The sequence below is a fragment of the Stratiformator vulcanicus genome, assembly GCF_007744515.1.
GTDB classification, from domain to species: domain Bacteria; phylum Planctomycetota; class Planctomycetia; order Planctomycetales; family Planctomycetaceae; genus Stratiformator; species Stratiformator vulcanicus.
In genome coordinates, this window is the sequence record NZ_CP036268.1 from 316,892 (window position 1) to 335,590 (window position 18,699).

Sequence of the window (18,699 nt, forward strand, 5' to 3'; positions counted from 1 at the left end):
ATGATGCCGTTGTCGACGAAACGGCGCTTGTCCTCGATCGTGTTGCTCGTCGCCCTCGCCGTGCTTCCCGGCTGCGCCGGTTTCAAGCCCGTTCGCGGGATTCCCGTGCAAGAACTCGACCTTGCCTCCTGCGCGCCCAACTCCAATCGGTCCGCACGGTCGACGCTCGATCTTTCGGTATTGCGGCAGGTTCGCCCCGAAGTTCACCGGGTCGATTCCGGCGACGTACTCGGGATTTTCGTCGAGGGCGTCTTAGGCAATGACCGAGACGTCCCACCAATCAACGCCCCGCCGGGCCCGAATTCCTCAGCCTCGCTCGGCTATCCGATTAAAGTCCTCGATGACGGGACGATTCACCTGCCGCTCGTGCGTCCGATCTACGTCCGTGGTCTGACGCTATTCGAAGTCGAGCAAGCGATTCGTGAAACTTACACGGGCCGCGCCGGCCTGTTGCGTCCCGGCGCGGGCCGAATTCTGGTGACGCTGCAACGTCCACGAGAATTTCGAATCCTCGTCATTCGCCAGGAGGCCGGGAATCCGCTGGGGAATCTGGGCGCTGCTCAATCGGTCAATTTCGAGACAGACAAACGGGGAACGGGGCGGATCGTCACGCTTCCCATCTACGAGAACGACGTGCTGCACGCCCTCGCCGAAACGGGCGGCTTGCCGGGTCTCGATGCCGAGAATGCGATCTATATTATCCGGCAACCGCGCCCTGCGCCGCTCGAACCCGTTGGCGAATTCATCGCGAAATTGCCTCCCGCCTCAAATCCGATGCAGCAACCGATCCAATCGGCCTCTTATTTACAGCAGACGGCCCATCAGGATCACCTCTATCCGATCCCGGCGGCACCCGGTCATCCCTCGTTCGTCCCGCCGCCTCCCGGCCCGGCCGATGGTCACGGCGTAAGCTCGGACGTCCCGCTTGCCGGTGATGCAAACGCCGCTGAAGTCCTACCTGAAGAATATCCAGATTACGTGCAGCAGGCGGCCGCCGCGGGTTCCCAGGTCATTCGAATCCCGCTGCGTGTCCTACCCGGCGAGCCTCTGTGTTTCGGTCCCGAAGACATCGTCCTTTACGATGGAGACATTGTCTTCATTGAGGCGCGGGATCAAGATTTCTTCTTCACGGGTGGATTGCTCGGTAACGCGCAAATTGTGCTGCCGCGAGACTATGACCTCGACGTGCTGGGAGCGATTGCCCTGGCGGAACAGGCTTCCGACGGGCCCTATCCGACACCGGCGGTGGGCGGCGTCTCGGTGCTGAATCAGGATGTGTCGGCGGGTGCGAGCAAAGTTGTTGTTCACCGGCCGTTACCGGGGGGCGGTCGACTGCCGATCGAAGTCGACCTCTATCGTGCGCTCAACGATCCGAATGAGAATTTAATTGTCGAACCCGGAGACCGCGTCTTCCTGCGTTACAACCGATACGAAGCCTTCGTCGCGTTCTGCGAGCGGCATCTGATCGAGGGGGCTGTCATCGGTGGCGCCAGCGCGTTGACTTTTGGCAACTAATTCTTGCCGCGATATGGGGTCTTTTTTCCGCCGAGGCGGAATTAAGAGCTAGGCTGAAGAATGAAGACTCATAAGAGTCGGGTTCCTCAGCCTCTGGAAGCAGTCTTTCTAACGGTAGAAGAATTGCGACCGGACTAATCGGTTCATCCGATGACATCCCCCCATTCCGAATCGAAGGACGCAGCCGCCCCGCCCCCGGTCCGCGCCGTCAACGATCTGCGGGCCGCCTTCGGACGCCAATGGCGGGCCATGCTCGTCTTTGTCGTCGGCGTTCTCACGCTCGTCACCATCGGGCTGTTTCTTTGCCCGAAAACCTATATCTCCGAATCAAAATTGTTGGTCCGGGTCGGTCGCGAGAGTGTTTCGCTCGATCCGACGGCGACAACCGGCCAGATTCATTCTCCGAGCGAGTCGCGCGAATACGAAGTTACTTCGGTCCTCGACTTGCTCGAAAGTCGCAGCGTCCGAGAAGTCGTCGTCGAAACGGTCGGTGCCGACGTCATTCTTAAAAAACGGCAGCTCCCCCAAAGCGTGCTCAGCCAAGCGGCTCAGCAGGATCAGACCCCTGAGCAACTTGCAACGCTCGTGCAAGCCCAAAGGGCCGCGGTCGAGCCGTCACCGATGGTCAGGGAGAAGGCGATACGTCAACTTGGTGACGACATTTCGGTTTCAAAAACCAAGAAATCAAATGTCATCGCGGTCTCCTGCTTCGCCGAAAGCCCTGAGTTGGCGAAATTGCTGCTCACGTTATTTCTCGACGAGTTTCGATCACAGTATCTGGCCGCCCATCAGACGGCCGGTTCGCTTGAATTTTTCGAAGAGCAAACCGATTTGATCGGGAAGCAATTCGAAGCCGCCGATCTTGAATTGCAACAGGCCCGGAACGGTCTGGTCGCCGTCTCGGTCGATCGACGTCGCGATGCCCTTCAAGAGCAATTAAGCGAAGTCGAACTCGGCATTCTTCGGACCGAAGCTGATCTGGCGACCAGCGAAGCGACCCTTGCCGATCTCACGCTCAGCCTCGACACGTTGCCGCGGAAATCACTGACTCAGGAAGTCACGGGTTTTCCGAATGATGCGTTAGGGATGACGCGTCGACAGCTCTATGAAATCGAGATTCGGGAAAAGGATCTGCTTTCGCGATTTCGCGAAACGCATCCCGATGTGATCGCGATTCGAAAGCAGAAAGCCGAAGCGCTTCGAATCATCGGGCAGCGCGGCGGCGAAGAATTCGGCCAGGAAACATTGGCTGATGACCCGTCATGGAAAGAGCTGCAAGTTAATCTGCTCGCCGAACGGTCGAAAGCCGAAGGCCTGCGTGGTCGCCTCGCTTCATTGGGGGCTCAGCACGATCAACTGAAACTGCAATTGCAGACTCTGAATTCGCAGGCTGGCAAAGTCGCGCGGCTGGTCGAGCGGGTTGAGCTCTTAAGAAACAAATACGGCAGCTACGAAGAAAAGCTCGAGCAGACGCGGATCGATCGCGCCCTGCTTAAAGACAGGATTTCCAGTCTGAGCGTTGCCCAACCGCCGACTTACGTTGTTAAAGCCGTCAGCCCACGCAAAGGCTTGACGCTAATCATCGCTGCCTTCCTCGCCGCAGTCGGGGCATTTTGCCTTGCCGTGCTCCGCGAGGCATTCGCCGGGCGTCCGGCGCCGTGGCGTCATTTTGTGCGCGGCCCGCAGCCTATCCATTTCGAGAGTCCCGACGATGGCATTACCAAAGTCTCCGAGCTGGTTGAGCAGGCGGCTCACTAAAGTGTCGCGGGGAAACGCGGATTGGCTCCACCCTGCTTCGCTATTTCTTAATCTCGCCAATGTCGAACGCTGCCGTTGCGAACGCACCGGTAACAGTGTTTCCGTGATCGCGTTCGACTCAGTCGACGCGCCAGGTCAAAGTTTTCCCCGGGAGTTCGTCGACCATCTCCACGCGCGGGTTCGCCAGACGGACCATGTCGGAATTCTCCCCGACAATCGCATCGCGGTGCTGCTTTGGAATTCCAACCGTGAAGGAGCAGTCACGTTCGTCGATCAGTTGCAGCTCGACAGCGCATCGGCTTCATTAATGAACTTCGATGTCTTCGAGCATCCATATCAGCCAGATTCTGATGTTAGCGACGGGGACCGGTCCGAACTTAGCGATAAGACCGCCGGACTCACGCGGTGCCTGCCGCTCGAAGCGGTATTCACAAAGCCATTGCCGGCATGGAAACGGCTGATTGATATCTGCGGTGCGGCGTTCGGTCTCGTGGTGCTTTCGCCAATGCTCATGGCGGTCGCACTTGCCATTCGCTTCACGTCGCCGGGGCCGATCTATTTCAGCCAACGGCGGAGCGGAATCGGCGGCCGACCATTCTATATGCACAAGTTTCGCTCAATGGTCCCCGATGCTGAGGCCCTCAAAACGAAACTGATGGAAAAGAACGAACAGGACGGGCCGGCATTTAAGATTGAGCATGACCCGCGTATCACGCCGATCGGCCATTTCATTCGGCGAACCAGCATTGATGAATTGCCGCAGTTGTGGAACGTGCTTCGGGGCGAGATGTCGATCGTCGGCCCGCGCCCCCTGCCCTGCAGTGAAAGCGATGCCTGCAAACCGTGGCAGAAGCGGAGATTGCAAGTGACGCCCGGTTTGACCTGTATCTGGCAGGTTCAGGACCGCCGGAACAAGATTCCGTTCGCCGATTGGGCAAGGATGGATATCCGATACATCCGCAATCGAAGTCTGCGGCAGGACCTCACCTTGGTTTATCAAACCTTCGCGGCGGTCTTCGGTCGCAAAGGCGTATGACCGGCAACGCGTGAATTCGCGTCCGGTTCTAAGGTTTGATGCGCGTTTGCCTCATGTTGCGATCGATCTACGCATCAGCCGGGTCCGTGTGGGCAAAGTGCCTCATCGAACCGCTCTGAGTGAGCTACATGTTTAGGTCGGCACTTGCTGCGCAACGCGCCGACACCGCGCGACTTCTCTTTCAGTGCAGCGAACGCGAGTGTAAGCCTTCATTGTTGGCGACTCAGTTATGTCGACCATAGCGACACCCTACCCGCAGACTTCGGCCGACGGCATCGATCGTGTTGGCGTCGCCTCCGCATCGGCGGTGATGTTGCCGATAATCTGCGCCCTGTTCCTGCTCTCGTTCACGTTTTCGTTTGACGCCGATGGCTCCCCTCTGGCGGGTCTCGATCCTTACGTTTCATTTGCGAAACTCTTAACACGCTGCGGCGTGCTCGCATTGCTCACGGGGCAATGCTTAATATTGCTGCTGAGGCCGACGGGTCTGCAACGGCTGTCGTTATTTATCCCGCTGATCGGTTTCGTGCTATTTGCGCTACTTTCGACGGCATGGTCGCCACTGAAACAGACGACTCTTTTTCAGGCGATCAGCACGGCGTCGCTGGTCGCGTTGTCGGCCAGTTTCGCGCTGAGTTGCCGCAATCTGAAAGACGCGTCATCAGTTCTGGCTTCGGTGTCATTCCTCTTGTGCGGGCTGTTGGCGGCATTCATTGTTCTAAGGTTTGCCGTCCCGTCATTCGCGGTCGCCACGCGGGCCGGGACCGGCCTCTTCCACGCAACCAATACGGCAGCCACAGCCGCAATTGCGATTCTGCTGGTTCTTTCTTGCCGGATGAACTTCGGCTGGGGTTGGAGCCGATGGCTGCTGCCCCCGGTCACCGTTCTTGGTATCGCGGTATTAATCCTATCGGTTAATCGGCTCAGCCTCGGACTGACCGCAGCGATCGGCATTATTCTCATATGCGCGAAATTAGATCGCATCCTCCTTTCATTCGTAGTGCTGGCGACGGTCGTCGCCGGGGCTGTTCTGCTTGCGGTCGATCCTGGATTCGAACTGTTAAGAGCGGTTGGCGGCGATCTGTTTCAGTTTGCGTCCCGCGACCAAGGAATTAATGAACTCTCCGAGTTCTCCGGCCGGGAGGAAATGTGGGAGGTCGTCTGGGCTTCGTATCTGCAGTCGCCGATTATCGGGCACGGGTACTTCGTCACCTCAGCCGATGGCGTTCTTGAAGTGTGGTACCAGGAAGGCAACTTCACCGCCCACAATTTGCTCTTACAAGCGTTAGCGAGCGTCGGGCTGATCGGTACCGGGCTGTTCGTCGCCGGCGTATTACTGCCGATGTCGGTGGCTGGATGGAAATTGTGTGAGACTCCTTCCGGCCGGACCCTCTTAATGGCGCTACTGCCGTTCGGTGCCTGGTATCTGGGATGGGGACTCTTAAATGAATCGGTACTCGGCCCACTTCAGCCGGAGTCGGTCGTGTTCTTCGCGCTCCTCGGCATCGCGGTCGGCCTCGCTTTCCAGCGTGTTCCGTACTCTCACAATGTGCAGCGTCCGGCCGCGCGGATCCAAATCGGGGGGCAATTATGAAGCTCCTCATGGTCCACAACTATTATCAACAACCCGGCGGCGAAGATCGCGTCTTTGAAGAGGAATGTCGACTGATGGAAGCACACGGGCACACCGTGATCCCGTATATCCGCCACAACGATGAAATTAAGAAGAGAAGCCGCATCGCCGTTGCTTCGGACACCGTCTGGAACCGAGGCGCGTCCCGCGAGATATTTGATCTCGTCCGACGAAACAGCGTCGACGTGATGCATTGCGCGAATACGTTCCCGCTGATCTCGCCGTCCATCTATTCCGCAGCCCGGTCAGCGGGGGCCGCTGTCGTCCAGACGCTGCATAATTATCGCCTAATCTGCCCGGCGGCACAGTTGGTCCGCGACGGGCAGTCCTGCTCAAAATGCGTCGGGAAGACTTTCGCCTGGCCTGCGATCCGACACGCGTGCTACCGCGGCAGCAAAGCGGCGACGGCCGTGACGGCTCTCTCAAATGCCGTTCGCCGGATGCCTTCGAATCAGAACGACGTTGATCAATATATTGCCCTCTCTGAGGCAGCCCGAACGGAATTAATTGCGGGTGGGCTGCCAAAAACGCGAATCGTCGTTAAGCCGAATTTTGTTGATCCTGACCCAGGCATCAGGCCGGGGAAAGGAAACTATTTTGTGTTCGTCGGTCGGCTCTCGCCAGAGAAGGGAGTTGAGACACTCCTGTCGACGTGGCGGGACCTGTCCTCCGGATTTCAGCTCAAGATCGTCGGAGACGGACCACTTGCTTCCTTGGTTCAAGCATCCGCGGATGAGCGATCTCATATCAAATGGCTCGGTCGCCGCAGCCCGGACGAAGTCTTTGACATTGTCGGAAATGCTCGCGCTTCCATCGTCCCCTCAACTTGGAAAGAGCCGTTCGGCCGCACGGTGATCGAGTCGTTCGCGACTGGCACACCGGTCATCGGAAGTGATTTGGGAGCGTTGCCAGAAATCATCACGCCCGAACACAACGGATTAATTGTGAAGGCGGGAGATACGGATGCGTTGCGGCACGCGGTGCAAAAAATCGACGCCGCGGGCGATTTCGCGGCGATGCGCCGGAATTCGCGAGATACGTTTGAAAATCTTTACACCGCCGAAGCCAATTATCCGCAATTAATCGATGTTTACGAGCGGGCGGTCGCGGTCCGACATCGAAACTCTCACGCTGCGGCTGAACTTCAGGATTCCTCTTTATGAGCGTGGCTGAACTGCCAACCGTCTCTCCGGCGCTTGAATATAACGAACGCTCGTCTTGGCCACCCAAGGTCGACGTGTTCGGGCTGCAAGTGTCGCCGACGAATTACCGCGAAGCGACCGAGTCGATCATCGAAGCAGCACGGGAGCACCGTCCTGCCGTCGTCTCGTGCCATGCCGTTCATGCGTTGATCACGTTTAGCGGGAATCCAGAACTCCGCGCGAAAGCCAACACTTTTGCGATGATCACGCCCGACGGGCAACCCGTGCGGTGGGCGTTAAATCTTCTGCACGGCACGAAGCTCGGCGATCGAGTCTATGGACCCGATCTGACTCTCTCGCTGTGTCAGGCCGCGGCGGAAGAAGGTGTCTCCATCTATCTGTATGGCGGAACGCCGGACGTTCTCGCCTCATTAGAGCACAATCTGGTTAACCGCTTCCCTGCGTTGGAAATTGCCGGGTCGGAGTCCCCGCCGTTTCGGACCCTTACTCCGGACGAAGACGCTGCTGTTGTCGAGCGGATTAACCGAAGTGGAGCGGGTCTCGTCTTTATCGGACTGGGATGTCCGAAGCAGGATCTCTTTGCCTTTGACCATCGCGAGCGCATCGACGCGGTCCAAGTCTGTGTGGGGGCCGCATTCGACTTCCATGCCGGGGTCAAACGCACGGCCCCCCCGTGGATGCAACGGACGGGATTGGAATGGCTCTTTCGGCTTTGCGAAGAACCGAAGCGGCTTTGGAAACGCTATTTCGTGACCAATTCCATCTATCTTGGCCGGTTGACGGCCGCACTGCTGAACGTCCCGAACATCCGCCGGCAGCATCGCATCTGGCGTGACAGAAAACGCTCTTAACCACCGTGAGTGAAACGACATCCTGATTTTATACCAACCGTCATTGAAAGACCGAAGGGATATCCATGAATAACAACCTTATTGTCATCGCAGGCGCCGGCGGATTCATTGGCGGTCACCTGGTACGCTATTTCGAAGACCGCGGGTATGTGAATATCCGGGCGATCGATATTAAGCCGTTGGACGAATGGTATCAGGTCTCCGAAGTGGCGGAGAATGTTGTCGCCGACTTAAGTGAAATCACGGCCTGCCATGCCGCGTGTCGCGGAGCAACAGAGGTCTACAACTTAGCCGCCGACATGGGTGGAATGGGCTTTATTGAGAACAATAAAGCTCTGTGTATGTTGTCCGTGCTGATTAACACGCACTTATTGATGGCTGCGAAGGACGCCGGGGTCAGCCGGTACTTCTACGCGAGTTCAGCCTGTGTTTATAACGCGTCGAAACAAGTCTCGGAAGACGTTACTGCGCTGAAAGAAGAAGATGCTTACCCGGCAATGCCTGAAGACGGCTACGGTTGGGAAAAGCTCTTTTCAGAAAGAATGTGTCGGCACTTCCGCGAAGACTTCGGTCTTATCACCCGTGTCGCCCGCTTCCACAACGTCTATGGCCCCGAGGGGACGTGGGAAGGCGGCCGGGAGAAGGCCCCGGCAGCGATCTGCCGGAAGGTCATCACCGCAAAACACACTGGCGAGCATCAAATCGAAGTGTGGGGCGACGGCAAGCAGACCCGCAGCTTTATGTATATCGATGACTGCGTCCAAGGCATCGACCGGATCATGCACAGCGAAATTCTGGAGCCGATTAATCTGGGCTCAAGCGAGCTGACATCGATCAACGGTTTGGTCGACATGGTGGGTGAAATCGCCGGCATCGATATCGAGCGAAACCACCTGCTCGACGCACCCAAGGGCGTTAACGGTCGCAACAGCGATAATTCGCTGATTCAAGACTATCTGGGCTGGGAACCGTCGATCCGACTTCGTGACGGCATGAAACGGACCTTCGACTGGATCGAGTCGGAGTATCTCGAAAAGTATCAACCTGTCACGACGGCTTAAGTCCCTCCGCTTTCCGTCTCAGTTCGTCCTGTTTATTGAGCCGTTATCGTGTCCGCCGTTGCACCGATCACCATCGGAATGCCGATTTACAATGCCGAGCGGTATCTCGAGGAGAGTCTCGAGTCACTGCTGGGGCAAACGTGTGGCGATTTCGAACTGATCATTTCGGACAACGGTTCATCCGACCGAACGGAAGAGATTTGTCGTCAGTACGCTGCCGACGATTCCCGCATCACTTATATTCAGCACGATCGAAATCGAGGGGCGGTCTGGAACTTTAATCACGTGTTCGAGAGGTCTCGCAGCCCGTTCTTTAAGTGGGCATCTTATGACGATGTCTGCCGACCGACATTTCTCGAAGCGTGCTATGAACCGATTCAGTCTGATGACGATATTGCGTGGGTTCACCCGTTGACGAACCATCTCTCGGAAGATGGAATCGTTCAATCGGGGAGCGATGACCCGGAGGTTCCTTCAGGGCGCGATTCTCACAGTTTGCTTTCCGACGCCACATTAAAAAGCGATTACTCTCGCCAGAGTCTACATCCACGAGATCGGTTTGCCGCGGTGGTCTTGGGGACGACCTGGTGCTCAGACAGTTACGGGTTAATGCGTGCTGCCGCAGTGAAGCGGACGAGGCTGTATCTACCCTGCTACGGTGCGGAAAAGGTGTTGCTCGCTGAGCTCAGCCTCGTTGGTCGTTTTGCAGAAGTTGAGGAGCCGCTCTTCCTGCAGCGCGTGCATGACGCGGCATCCGGCTCACTCACGTCAGCGTCGGCGCAAGCTAAGTTCATTGCTCCTTCAGCGGCCCGCCGATTCTCCAGCACTAGATTCACGCTGCTTCACGGATTCGCGACAGCGATTAAGCGTTCTGATCTTGGCCTGTCAACGAAGGTCGGCTGCTACCGAGTGCTGGGGCAATATATGTTTCAAGTCCGCAAGTGGAGCCGAGTCTTATCGCAAATGGCAGGTGGCCGTGGCATGGCCTTACCGAAGGCAGCGAAAGGCCAGCGAACAACCGACGTCCTTCAAACCACGTCGAGCTAGGAGGACGATATGTCGCAACTTACGCTTGATGAGCGAGTGACGCTCTCCCCGCTCGAAGAAAATCGGGGCGGAGAGACCACCGCTTCGCGAATTGCATCAGCCAATCAAGTACCGGTCAATAAGACCGCGGCACTGCGGGTGTCGCCGGAGCGCATCTTGCTTGCGCTTGTCGGGATTATTGCAACGCTTGTCGTGATCGGCATCGCATCGCGCCTTACAATTTATAGCGTTGCTCCCAACTTTCATGATGACCCGCAAGCCGCACCAAAGATCGCCCGATTGTTAAGTCGATTTGATCTCGGGTTCGAGCCGAGTGTGTCGGCCTGGTACTCGTCACTCGCCTTGTGTGCGTCGGCCGGTACGCTTGCGATTGTCGGCCTTCTTCATCGCTCGCGGAATGAACCGTCGGTGATGTGGTTCCTGCTCGGAATCATCTTTGTCGGCCTGTCGCTCGATGAGATGGTGATGTTCCACGAGACCCTCGACAACACATTAAGAAGTCGCTTGGGGACCGGGGGGCTGCTCCATTTTGCGTGGGTCATCCCGGCATCATTGCTTGTATTGGCCGTCGGACTCACCTATTTGCGGTTTCTAATGAATCTTCCACTCAGAACGCGAGCACTGTTCCTGTTGGCAGGCGGATTGTTCGTCGGGGGCGCGATCGGCGTCGAGCTTCTCGAAGGAGCGATCGTCGATTCCGGAGGCCTTAACTCCGTGACGTTCACTCTTGTGCAAGCGCTCGAAGAGGGGCTTGAAATGATCGGCGTCGCGGTCTTCCTTTACGCACTTCTCGACTATCTCCGCAAGGAATTCGGTGTGTTCCCGCTTAACTGGTCACAAAATTATCTTCAGCCGGAGCAATCAGCATGATTGATGTCGCAACCCTCTCCGACGATCAAATGCAGCAGGACATTCACGGCGTCCATCGATGCCCAGCGTGCGGGGCATTCGGAGTCACGGACTTCTTTGAAGTTCATGACGTCCCGGTTCACGTCGGACTATTCTATGGATCCGCAAGAGAGGCCACGCAAGCTCCTTCAGGCGATATCGCTCTGAGCTACTGCCAAAGTTGCGGATTCATCCACAACCGGTTGTTCGACCCGTCGCTCATCAATTTCTCTCCAGGTTATGAAGTCGGGCTGCAATATTCGGAAACGTTTCAGAAGTTCATTGAAGGTGTCGCAAATCGGCTGATTGCCCGCTTTGGACTCAAGCGTAGCCGCATCCTTGAGATCGGGTGCGGAAACGGCTTCTTCCTAAAATTGCTTTGCAACCTCTGCGAAGGGCACGGGATCGGTGTCGATCCAGCCGTTCCCACGGTCGGGGATGAAAGAGCCGGTCGGGGCACCGTCCACTTCATCCGCGACTATTTCGATGCAGACCATGCGAAACTCGAGGCCGACCTCATCTGCTGTTTGTCCGTGTTCGAGGATATCCCGAACCCCGGCGAATTCCTGCGCATCTTGCGGTCCGAGATCAAACAGAGAAAACCAGCCGTCTATTTTGAAGTCTTTAATGCGGTGGAAGCGATTGAGCGTCGCGAGACGTGGAGCGTCCACTACGAGCAATGCAACTACTACAGCGAGCGAACATTAAGAAACCTGTTTTTGCGGAATCATTTTGACGTTCTGCAGTCGGGCACATGCTACGAAGGTGGGCAATATGTGTTCGTTGAAGCCGTCCCGGCTGAGATGTCGTCTGTTAATGCTACAGCAGTGCCATTAAAGACCGACGGCGAGCAGAATTCAAAGTTGCCTGAATCGATTCGGCAGTTCGACAGCGCGCACCAAGATTGTTTGGAGTTCTGGAATAGGAAGCTGACGCGATTAAAGAACGACGGTAAGAAGGTCGTTCTCTGGGGCTCGGGCGGCAAAGGGATCATGTTCCTGAACTCGGTCGAGGCGGCATCAGTCATCCAGTACGTCGTGGAGATTAATCCGAACAAACACGGCAAGTTCATTGCCGGCACCGGACAGCAGATTGTCCCTCCGGAATTTCTGGCCGAGTATCGCCCCGACGTTATCGTGATCACAAACGCGCTTTACGAGCCCGAAATGAAGAAGCAGGCACGTGATCTCGGCGTTGATGCGGAATTTCTTATTGCCGGTGATTGCGAAGAGCGGCACCTATCGCATCGCAAATAGAGACGTTGTTCACCGTTCAAAAATACAACTCCCTGAATTTTAGGATTCACTTCCATGCTCCGTCCATTCTCGAACGCATTCGCAGGCAAGTCGGTCTTTGTGACCGGGCACACCGGATTTAAAGGGTCGTGGCTTTGCCTCTGGCTTGAGCGGCTCGGTGCTCACGTTACCGGCTATGCACTCGCTCCCCCGACGGATCCGAATCATTACACCGTGGGCCGGGTGCGCGATGTGTTGACCCGTGACCATGAGGCCGACATCAGAGATCAGGATCGGCTGAACGCCGCCATGAAAGAGGCTGATCCTGACGTTGTGCTGCACCTCGCCGCTCAGACGGTGGTCCGCGAGGGTTATCGGTCTCCTAAAGAAACTTTTGATGTCAACGTGATGGGCACAGCCTGTGTCCTCGAGGCTGTCAGGGAGTTGGGAAAGCCACTGTCGGTTCTATGCATTACCTCAGACAAGTGCTACGAGAACGTCGAGCAGATTTGGGGATATCGAGAAACCGATGCCTTCGGTGACCATGACCCCTACGGCGGAAGCAAAGGGGCCGCTGAGGTCTTAATTCGCTCCTATCGCCACTCGTTCTTTCATCCGGAAAAGCTGCAAGAACACGGCGTCAAATTGGCCAGTGCTCGTGCCGGAAATGTGATCGGCGGAGGAGATTGGACCGCCAATGCGTTAATCGTCGATCTTGTCGATTCCCTGCGGAAAGACCAGCCGGTCGAGCTTCGTAACCCGGTCGCCTATCGCCCGTGGCAACACGTGCTGCAGGCGCTAAGCGGTTATTTGACGATCGCATCGCGGTTATTGCTGAGCGACGATCCGACGTACTGCTCCGGATACAACATCGGGCCGTTGCCCGGCAATGAACTGTCCGTCCGTGAGGTCGTGGAGTGCTTTATTAATGAATGGGGCGACGGAAGCTGGGTCGATGTCAGCGATCCTGATCAACTTCACGAAGCCACGCTGCTGCATCTGGCGATTGATAAAGCCCGTCGCGAGCTCGGGTGGAAGCCGGCCTGGACGGTCGAAGACTCCATTCGCAAGACCGCTCAGTGGTATCGCTGGCTGCAGGACGATGCTCGTTCGATCGGAGAATTAACCATCGCGCAGATTGCCGACTACGAAGCCGCAATGTCCGATTGCTGCGACACGTCGGATAATAGCAACGGCGATGTTTCCGAAACGCATCCCGCCATCATCTGCTAGATGGTCCTCGCGAGCGGGATCGGGGGAATTAACCTTGCAAAATCTGCAAGATTACCCCCGGCACTTTTTGACCCGTGGAAAACATGGCTTAACTTTCAGCAACAGTTGCCTTCTGACAACACTCCTCGCAAGCCAGCTCTCGCTCGCCGACTTGCCTGCCCTTTGAACGGATCACCGTTGTGACCACAGTCGCCGAACCGATTGCCGACATCTATAAGCAGTCGCGCAAGTTGCAGGCTCAGGCTCACCGGCTGATCCCCGGCGGATGCCACACGTATGCAAAAGGTGACGACCAATTCCCGCAACTCGCTCCCGGACTGATCGACCATGGGAAAGGTTGTCATGTCTGGGATGTTGACGGCAATGAATTTATCGAATACGGCATCGGATGCCGGGCCGTTACACTGGGCCACGGCTACGAGCGTGTCGTCGAGGCCGCTCGCAAGGAAATGGGGCGCGGGCTTAATTTTACACGACCGGCAAGGATCGAAGTTGAAGCCGCCGAGGCCCTGCTTGAGATGATCCCCGGCGGGGAAATGGTCAAGTTTGCCAAGAACGGTTCCGACGTCACGACGGCCGCGATCAAGTTGGCACGAGCTGCCACAGGGCGGACACATGTGGCCTTGTGCGCGAGTCATCCCTTCTTCTCAATCGACGACTGGTTCATCGGAACCACCGCGATCGACGCCGGTATCCCGCAGAGCGTAAAAGACCTTTCGCTCACTTTCCGCTACAACGATATCGAAAGCGTCCGCAACCTCTTCGCTGGTCATTCAGGTCAAATTGCGGCCCTAATTCTTGAACCCGCGAAACATGAAGAACCGGCTAACAACTTCTTACATGAAGTCCAGCAGCTCTGCCGCGATAACGGAACAGTCTTAATTTTTGATGAGATGATCACCGGATTTCGCTGGAACAACGGCGGCGCACAGGCGGAATATGGCATTACGCCTGATCTGTCGACCTTCGGCAAAGCACTGGCGAACGGGTTTTCTGTCTCGGCACTGGTCGGTAAACGTGACCTGATGGAACTCGGCGGCTTGCACCATCACGGCGATCGCGTCTTCTTACTGTCGACGACGCACGGCGCGGAATCTCACGCTCTGGCAGCCGCCATGGCGACGATCAGAACGTATCGCGATCTCCCGGTCGTCGAGACCCTCCACCGACAGGGGGCACGACTTCAAGATGGTCTTAATGAAATTATCGCTGCCCACGGGCTCAGCCAGCACGTTAAGGTTCCCGGTCGCACTTGCAGCCTGGTGTTTGCGGCGCTGGATCGAGACGGGAAGTCATCCCAGGCATTTCGCACGCTCTTAATGCAAGAGATTATTCGTCGCGGCATTTTGGCGCCCTCGCTTGTCGTCAGCTATGCCCATACGAACGACGACATTGACCGGACGATTGAAGCCTTCGACGGTGCACTTGACGTTTACGAACAAGCACTTAGCGACGGTCCCGAACACTTCTTGGTGGGGCCTCCGACCAACGTGGTGTACCGAAAGCAGAACGGCGTGCATCCGGGAAGCTGGGTACAGTCCCATCTGCAGAACGCAGTGGTTGTGGCACCGCTCTCCGAAGAGATAGACCTTAACTCTGATCAAGAGACAGAGGAGTCGGATGGCGAGGAGTTGCACCGACTTTGCGAGACACTGTACCCGATTTGTCGCAGCCAGACCGGCCACGGTGTTCGCCGCACATTGGCCCAGCTTCAGAACTTAATCCCTCTCGACATCCACGAAGTGCCAACGGGAACCGAAGTCTTTGATTGGGTCGTCCCGCAAGAGTGGAATATTCGCGATGCGTCGATTCGCGATCAGGATGGCAACAGGCTGATCGATTTTAAAGACAGCAACCTGCACGTCGTCAACGGCAGTGTGCCCTGCCGCGAAACGGTGACGTGGAACGAATTAAAGTCCCACCTCCATACATTACCGGAGTACCCGAACTGGATTCCTTATCGCACGGCATTTCATAAGCACGATTGGGGCTTCTGCTTGACACAGCGTCAGTATAATGAACTGGAACGACGCGGCGGCGAGCAGGCCTATGAAGTCTGTATCGACGCAAGTATTAAAGACGGATCCCTGACCTTCGGTGAATGCTTTCTTCCCGGCGAATCGGAAGAAGAAGTCTTTATTTCGACACACGTCTGTCATCCGTCGCTGGCAAACGACAATCTGTCGGGCATCGCCGTCGCGACATTTCTGGCGAAAGAACTGTCTCAGCGAAAACGCCGGTTCTCTTATCGGTTTGTCTTCGTTCCGGCAACGATCGGTGCGATCACCTGGCTCGCGCTCAACGACCGGCAGACTGACAAGATTCGGCATGGCCTGGTCCTTGCACTGCTGGGAGACGCCGGTGCATTGAATTACCGCCGCAGTCGCAGTGGCGACGCGGAGATCGATCGAGTCGCAGCAGCAGTCCTGCGGCGAGATCAACATGCACGACTCCATGACTTTGAGCCTTACGGGTACGACCAGCGGCAATACTGCTCGCCCGGATTTAACCTTCCGATGGGGACGCTGACGCGGACGTTAGACGGACAATTCCCGGAGTATCACACATCGGCTGACAACCTGGGCTTCATTAAGCCCGAGTCGCTGGCAAACTCTTTAGAAACGTGCCTTTCAATCTGCAGTGCGTTGGAACGTAACCAGGTTTATCGCTCGCTCAACCCGAAATGCGAGCCCCGGCTGGGGCACCACGGGCTTTATGAGTCGTTCGGGTCAGGAACCGACTCAAAGCAATTGCAACGGGCCGTTCAGTGGGTGCTGAATTTCTCCGACGGCACACATTCGGTTGTCGATATTGCAGAACGTGCCGACTTCGACTTTGAACTCATCGCGACAGCGGCAGAGCGTCTTGAGCAGTGTGGCCTTATTGAGGCCGTCGATGATAGGTCTCAACTCGGGATGGACAACGCATGAATACCGTTTATTTCAACGCAACTCACGATGATGACCGCAGACGGGACGGCCTCTATAATGGCCAGCTCTACGTCTATACGACCACGCGCCACACGCGGGCGCTTCGCGACTTCGCCCGGGACATGTGTGAGCAGGCATTCGCACCGCATCACCCGCCGGAGGCTCAACATCACCTGCCGGTCGAGCAGTATGTCGAAATCCTGAAAGAGTTGAAGCCGAAGTTCATTCATCACCCGACTTGCAAAGAATTAATCCGCGGCATTCTAGCTGATGTTGGGGCCGACCTGGAACAGACTCACTTCGACGTCCCCAGGCTTCGAACCGCATGTGCGGGGGACTACTTAAAGTCGGGACTGGCTTACGCCTTTAAGCCGCACCGCGATACTTGGTACTCCCCGCCGCAGTGTCAGCTCAACTGGTGGCTGCCAATCTATGAGGTCGAATCAGAAAACGTCATGGCATTTCATCCGAAGTATTGGACTGATCCGGTCAGTAATTCCTCGGAGGAATTCAACTATCAGGATTGGAATCAAAACGGGCGAAAGGCAGCGGTTTCGCAGGGCAAAGTCGATAGTCGCCGTCAGTCCGAGGCGCTCGAAACGTTGGAACTTGATCCCCAAGTTCGAGTCGTTACGGAGCCGGGCGGGCTATTAATCTTCTCGGCGGCCCATCTGCATTCAACGGTTCCAAACACCACAAATCAAACAAGATTCAGTATCGACTTTCGGACAGTCGACCGTCGCGACCTCGAAGCCGGTCGCGGTGCACCGAATATCGACAGTAAATGTTCCGGAACGACGATTCGCGACTACTTACGGGGTAGCGACTTCAGTCAGCTTCCCTCTGATTTGATTGCACGCTTCGACCGTGAAACAGCTCCCGCAAATCAAGAACTGGTCGGCGGCTGAGTCGGCCACCTTCCATCATTAATACCGAATTCGATACCTCCCGCTTCCTTACTGCCAGAAAGAACCGAAATGTCCGCTACCGCCGTTAATACTCCGGAAGTCCAGCCAACGTCCAGTCTGGCCAGTAAAAAGCGGCCGGCCCGTCATGGCTGCCGGTTTTGTAATCATCCGCTGACACACACGGTGGTCGATCTGGGGATGTCGCCGCTTTGCGAGAACTTCCTTACCTACGAACAATTAGGCGAGCCGGAGGTCTTCTATCCGCTGCACACTTATGTCTGCGAAAAGTGCTGGCTGGTGCAGGTGGAAGAGTACGTGCACGGTGCCGATATCTTCGGCGGTGAATACGCCTACTTCTCGTCGTTTTCCGACTCGTGGCTCAAGCACGCGGCCGCCTACGTCGACATGATCACGCCGCGGCTCGGTTTAACCGAGAAGTCGCAAGTCGTTGAACTCGCCAGTAATGACGGCTACCTGCTTAAGAACTTCGTGGCCAAGAACATTCCCGCGCTCGGAATCGAGCCGGCGGCCAATGTTGCAGAGGTCGCGAAGTCGGTCGGCGTTGAAAGTCGCAACACCTATTTCACGACCGAAGCCGCTGAGGAACTGGTTGCGGAGGGCATTAAAGCCGACCTGTTGATCGCCAACAATGTGCTCGCCCATGTCCCTGATCTCAACGATTTCGTCGGCGGGATGAAGGTCATTCTTAATGAGGGCGGCACGATCACGGTCGAGTTCCCGCACCTGCTGCACATCATCGAAGAAACCCACTTCGATACGATGTATCAGGAGCACTATTGCTACTATTCGCTGCTAACATTGCAGGCCGTTTTCGCCCATCACGGATTGACTATTTACGACCTCGATACGATTCCGACCCACGGCGGCTCGCTTCGGATTTATATCCGTCACGACAACGACAATACGAAACCGGTCACGTCGACAGTCAGTGAAGTGATTCAGCTTGAAGAGGCCTCCGGCTTCCGCGAAGTCGAAACCTATACCGCCTTCGCCGGCCGCACCGAGGAATCAAAGCGACGCATCCTCGAGTTCCTGATCAATGCGAAGCGTGAAGGAAAGACGGTCGTCGGTTACGGGGCTCCCGGTAAGGGCAACACGCTTCTGAATTACTGTGGCGTTCGGGAAGACCTTCTCGAGTACGTCGTGGATCGCAACCCTTACAAGCACAATCGTTTTCTCGCGGGGACGCACATCCCTTGCTACGGACCGGAGAAGATCGCGGAAACGAAGCCGGATTATATTCTCATCCTGCCCTGGAACCTCAAAGACGAGATCGCCGAGCAGCTTGAGTACACGCGGGAGTGGGGCGCCCAGCTTGCGGTGCCGATTCCGACGCTGACGGTATTCTAAGTCGGCGAGCGCTGAATTCACAGGAATTAACTTGGAGGACAGGGATGTCCTGAGCCGGCAACTCGGCGAT

General features: G+C 56.5%; 14 protein-coding genes and 1 pseudogene. All 15 read left to right on the forward strand.

What is annotated here, in order from left to right; genetic code table 11:
* Positions 1-27: 27 nt before the first annotated feature.
* Positions 28-1,515, forward strand: coding sequence for a polysaccharide biosynthesis/export family protein (locus Pan189_RS01220; RefSeq protein WP_310820916.1), 1,488 nt, complete (start codon positions 28-30; stop codon positions 1,513-1,515).
* A 150-nt stretch (positions 1,516-1,665) separates the two neighbouring features.
* Positions 1,666-3,273: a GumC family protein gene (locus tag Pan189_RS01225; RefSeq protein ID WP_145362155.1), complete on the forward strand. Its 1,608-nt coding sequence runs from the start codon at positions 1,666-1,668 to the stop codon at positions 3,271-3,273.
* 1 nt (position 3,274) lies between these two features.
* A complete protein-coding gene (locus Pan189_RS01230) occupies positions 3,275-4,309 on the forward strand; it encodes a sugar transferase (RefSeq protein WP_310820917.1) in 1,035 nt (344 codons plus the stop codon).
* Between the two features lie 229 nt (positions 4,310-4,538).
* Positions 4,539-5,903, forward strand: coding sequence for an O-antigen ligase family protein (locus tag Pan189_RS01235; RefSeq protein WP_145362157.1), 1,365 nt, complete (start codon positions 4,539-4,541; stop codon positions 5,901-5,903).
* Complete coding sequence (locus Pan189_RS01240; RefSeq protein ID WP_145362158.1) at positions 5,900-7,105, forward strand: glycosyltransferase family 4 protein; 1,206 nt, start codon at positions 5,900-5,902, stop codon at positions 7,103-7,105. The genes Pan189_RS01235 and Pan189_RS01240 overlap by 4 nt, the downstream gene beginning before the upstream one ends.
* On the forward strand, positions 7,102-7,956 hold the full coding sequence (locus Pan189_RS01245) for a WecB/TagA/CpsF family glycosyltransferase (protein ID WP_145362159.1): 855 nt from the start codon (positions 7,102-7,104) through the stop codon (positions 7,954-7,956). Before Pan189_RS01240 ends, Pan189_RS01245 begins: the two co-directional genes overlap by 4 nt.
* A gap of 65 nt (positions 7,957-8,021) precedes the next feature.
* Entirely contained in the window at positions 8,022-9,017 is a 996-nt protein-coding gene (locus tag Pan189_RS01250) for an NAD-dependent epimerase/dehydratase family protein (protein ID WP_145362160.1), read from the forward strand.
* Between the two features lie 48 nt (positions 9,018-9,065).
* A complete protein-coding gene (locus Pan189_RS01255; protein WP_145362161.1) occupies positions 9,066-10,064 on the forward strand; it encodes a glycosyltransferase family 2 protein in 999 nt (332 codons plus the stop codon).
* 9 nt (positions 10,065-10,073) lie between these two features.
* On the forward strand, positions 10,074-10,934 hold the full coding sequence (locus tag Pan189_RS01260; protein WP_145362162.1) for a DUF8692 domain-containing protein: 861 nt from the start codon (positions 10,074-10,076) through the stop codon (positions 10,932-10,934).
* Positions 10,931-12,208 (forward strand): class I SAM-dependent methyltransferase, encoded by a 1,278-nt coding sequence (locus tag Pan189_RS01265; protein ID WP_145362163.1) that lies wholly within the window; start codon positions 10,931-10,933, stop codon positions 12,206-12,208. The genes Pan189_RS01260 and Pan189_RS01265 overlap by 4 nt, the downstream gene beginning before the upstream one ends.
* Positions 12,209-12,262: 54 nt before the next feature.
* On the forward strand, positions 12,263-13,420 hold the full coding sequence (gene rfbG, locus Pan189_RS01270) for a CDP-glucose 4,6-dehydratase (RefSeq protein ID WP_145362164.1): 1,158 nt from the start codon (positions 12,263-12,265) through the stop codon (positions 13,418-13,420).
* 200 nt (positions 13,421-13,620) lie between these two features.
* Positions 13,621-14,931 (forward strand): annotated as a pseudogene (locus Pan189_RS21595) (glutamate-1-semialdehyde 2,1-aminomutase); the annotation flags it as partial.
* A 51-nt stretch (positions 14,932-14,982) separates the two neighbouring features.
* Positions 14,983-16,350, forward strand: coding sequence for a DUF4910 domain-containing protein (locus Pan189_RS21600; RefSeq protein ID WP_375154920.1), 1,368 nt, complete (start codon positions 14,983-14,985; stop codon positions 16,348-16,350).
* A complete protein-coding gene (locus tag Pan189_RS01285; RefSeq protein ID WP_145362165.1) occupies positions 16,347-17,258 on the forward strand; it encodes a phytanoyl-CoA dioxygenase family protein in 912 nt (303 codons plus the stop codon). The genes Pan189_RS21600 and Pan189_RS01285 overlap by 4 nt, the downstream gene beginning before the upstream one ends.
* Before the next feature lie 69 nt (positions 17,259-17,327).
* Positions 17,328-18,629: a class I SAM-dependent methyltransferase gene (locus Pan189_RS01290; protein ID WP_145362166.1), complete on the forward strand. Its 1,302-nt coding sequence runs from the start codon at positions 17,328-17,330 to the stop codon at positions 18,627-18,629.
* Positions 18,630-18,699 lie beyond the last annotated feature (70 nt).

Excerpts from the sequence above, each read along its gene's own strand:
- rfbG (WP_145362164.1), top strand. The coding sequence starts at position 12,263 with ATGCTCCGTCCATTCTCGAACGCATTCGCAGGCAAGTCGGTCTTTGTG.
- Pan189_RS01290 (WP_145362166.1), top strand. The coding sequence starts at position 17,328 with ATGTCCGCTACCGCCGTTAATACTCCGGAAGTCCAGCCAACGTCCAGT.
- Pan189_RS01285 (WP_145362165.1), top strand. The coding sequence starts at position 16,347 with ATGAATACCGTTTATTTCAACGCAACTCACGATGATGACCGCAGACGG.
- Pan189_RS01265 (WP_145362163.1), top strand. The coding sequence starts at position 10,931 with ATGATTGATGTCGCAACCCTCTCCGACGATCAAATGCAGCAGGACATT.
- Pan189_RS01245 (WP_145362159.1), top strand. The coding sequence starts at position 7,102 with ATGAGCGTGGCTGAACTGCCAACCGTCTCTCCGGCGCTTGAATATAAC.
- Pan189_RS01260 (WP_145362162.1), top strand. The coding sequence starts at position 10,074 with ATGTCGCAACTTACGCTTGATGAGCGAGTGACGCTCTCCCCGCTCGAA.
- Pan189_RS01225 (WP_145362155.1), top strand. The coding sequence starts at position 1,666 with ATGACATCCCCCCATTCCGAATCGAAGGACGCAGCCGCCCCGCCCCCG.
- Pan189_RS01250 (WP_145362160.1), top strand. The coding sequence starts at position 8,022 with ATGAATAACAACCTTATTGTCATCGCAGGCGCCGGCGGATTCATTGGC.
- Pan189_RS01235 (WP_145362157.1), top strand. The coding sequence starts at position 4,539 with ATGTCGACCATAGCGACACCCTACCCGCAGACTTCGGCCGACGGCATC.
- Pan189_RS01240 (WP_145362158.1), top strand. The coding sequence starts at position 5,900 with ATGAAGCTCCTCATGGTCCACAACTATTATCAACAACCCGGCGGCGAA.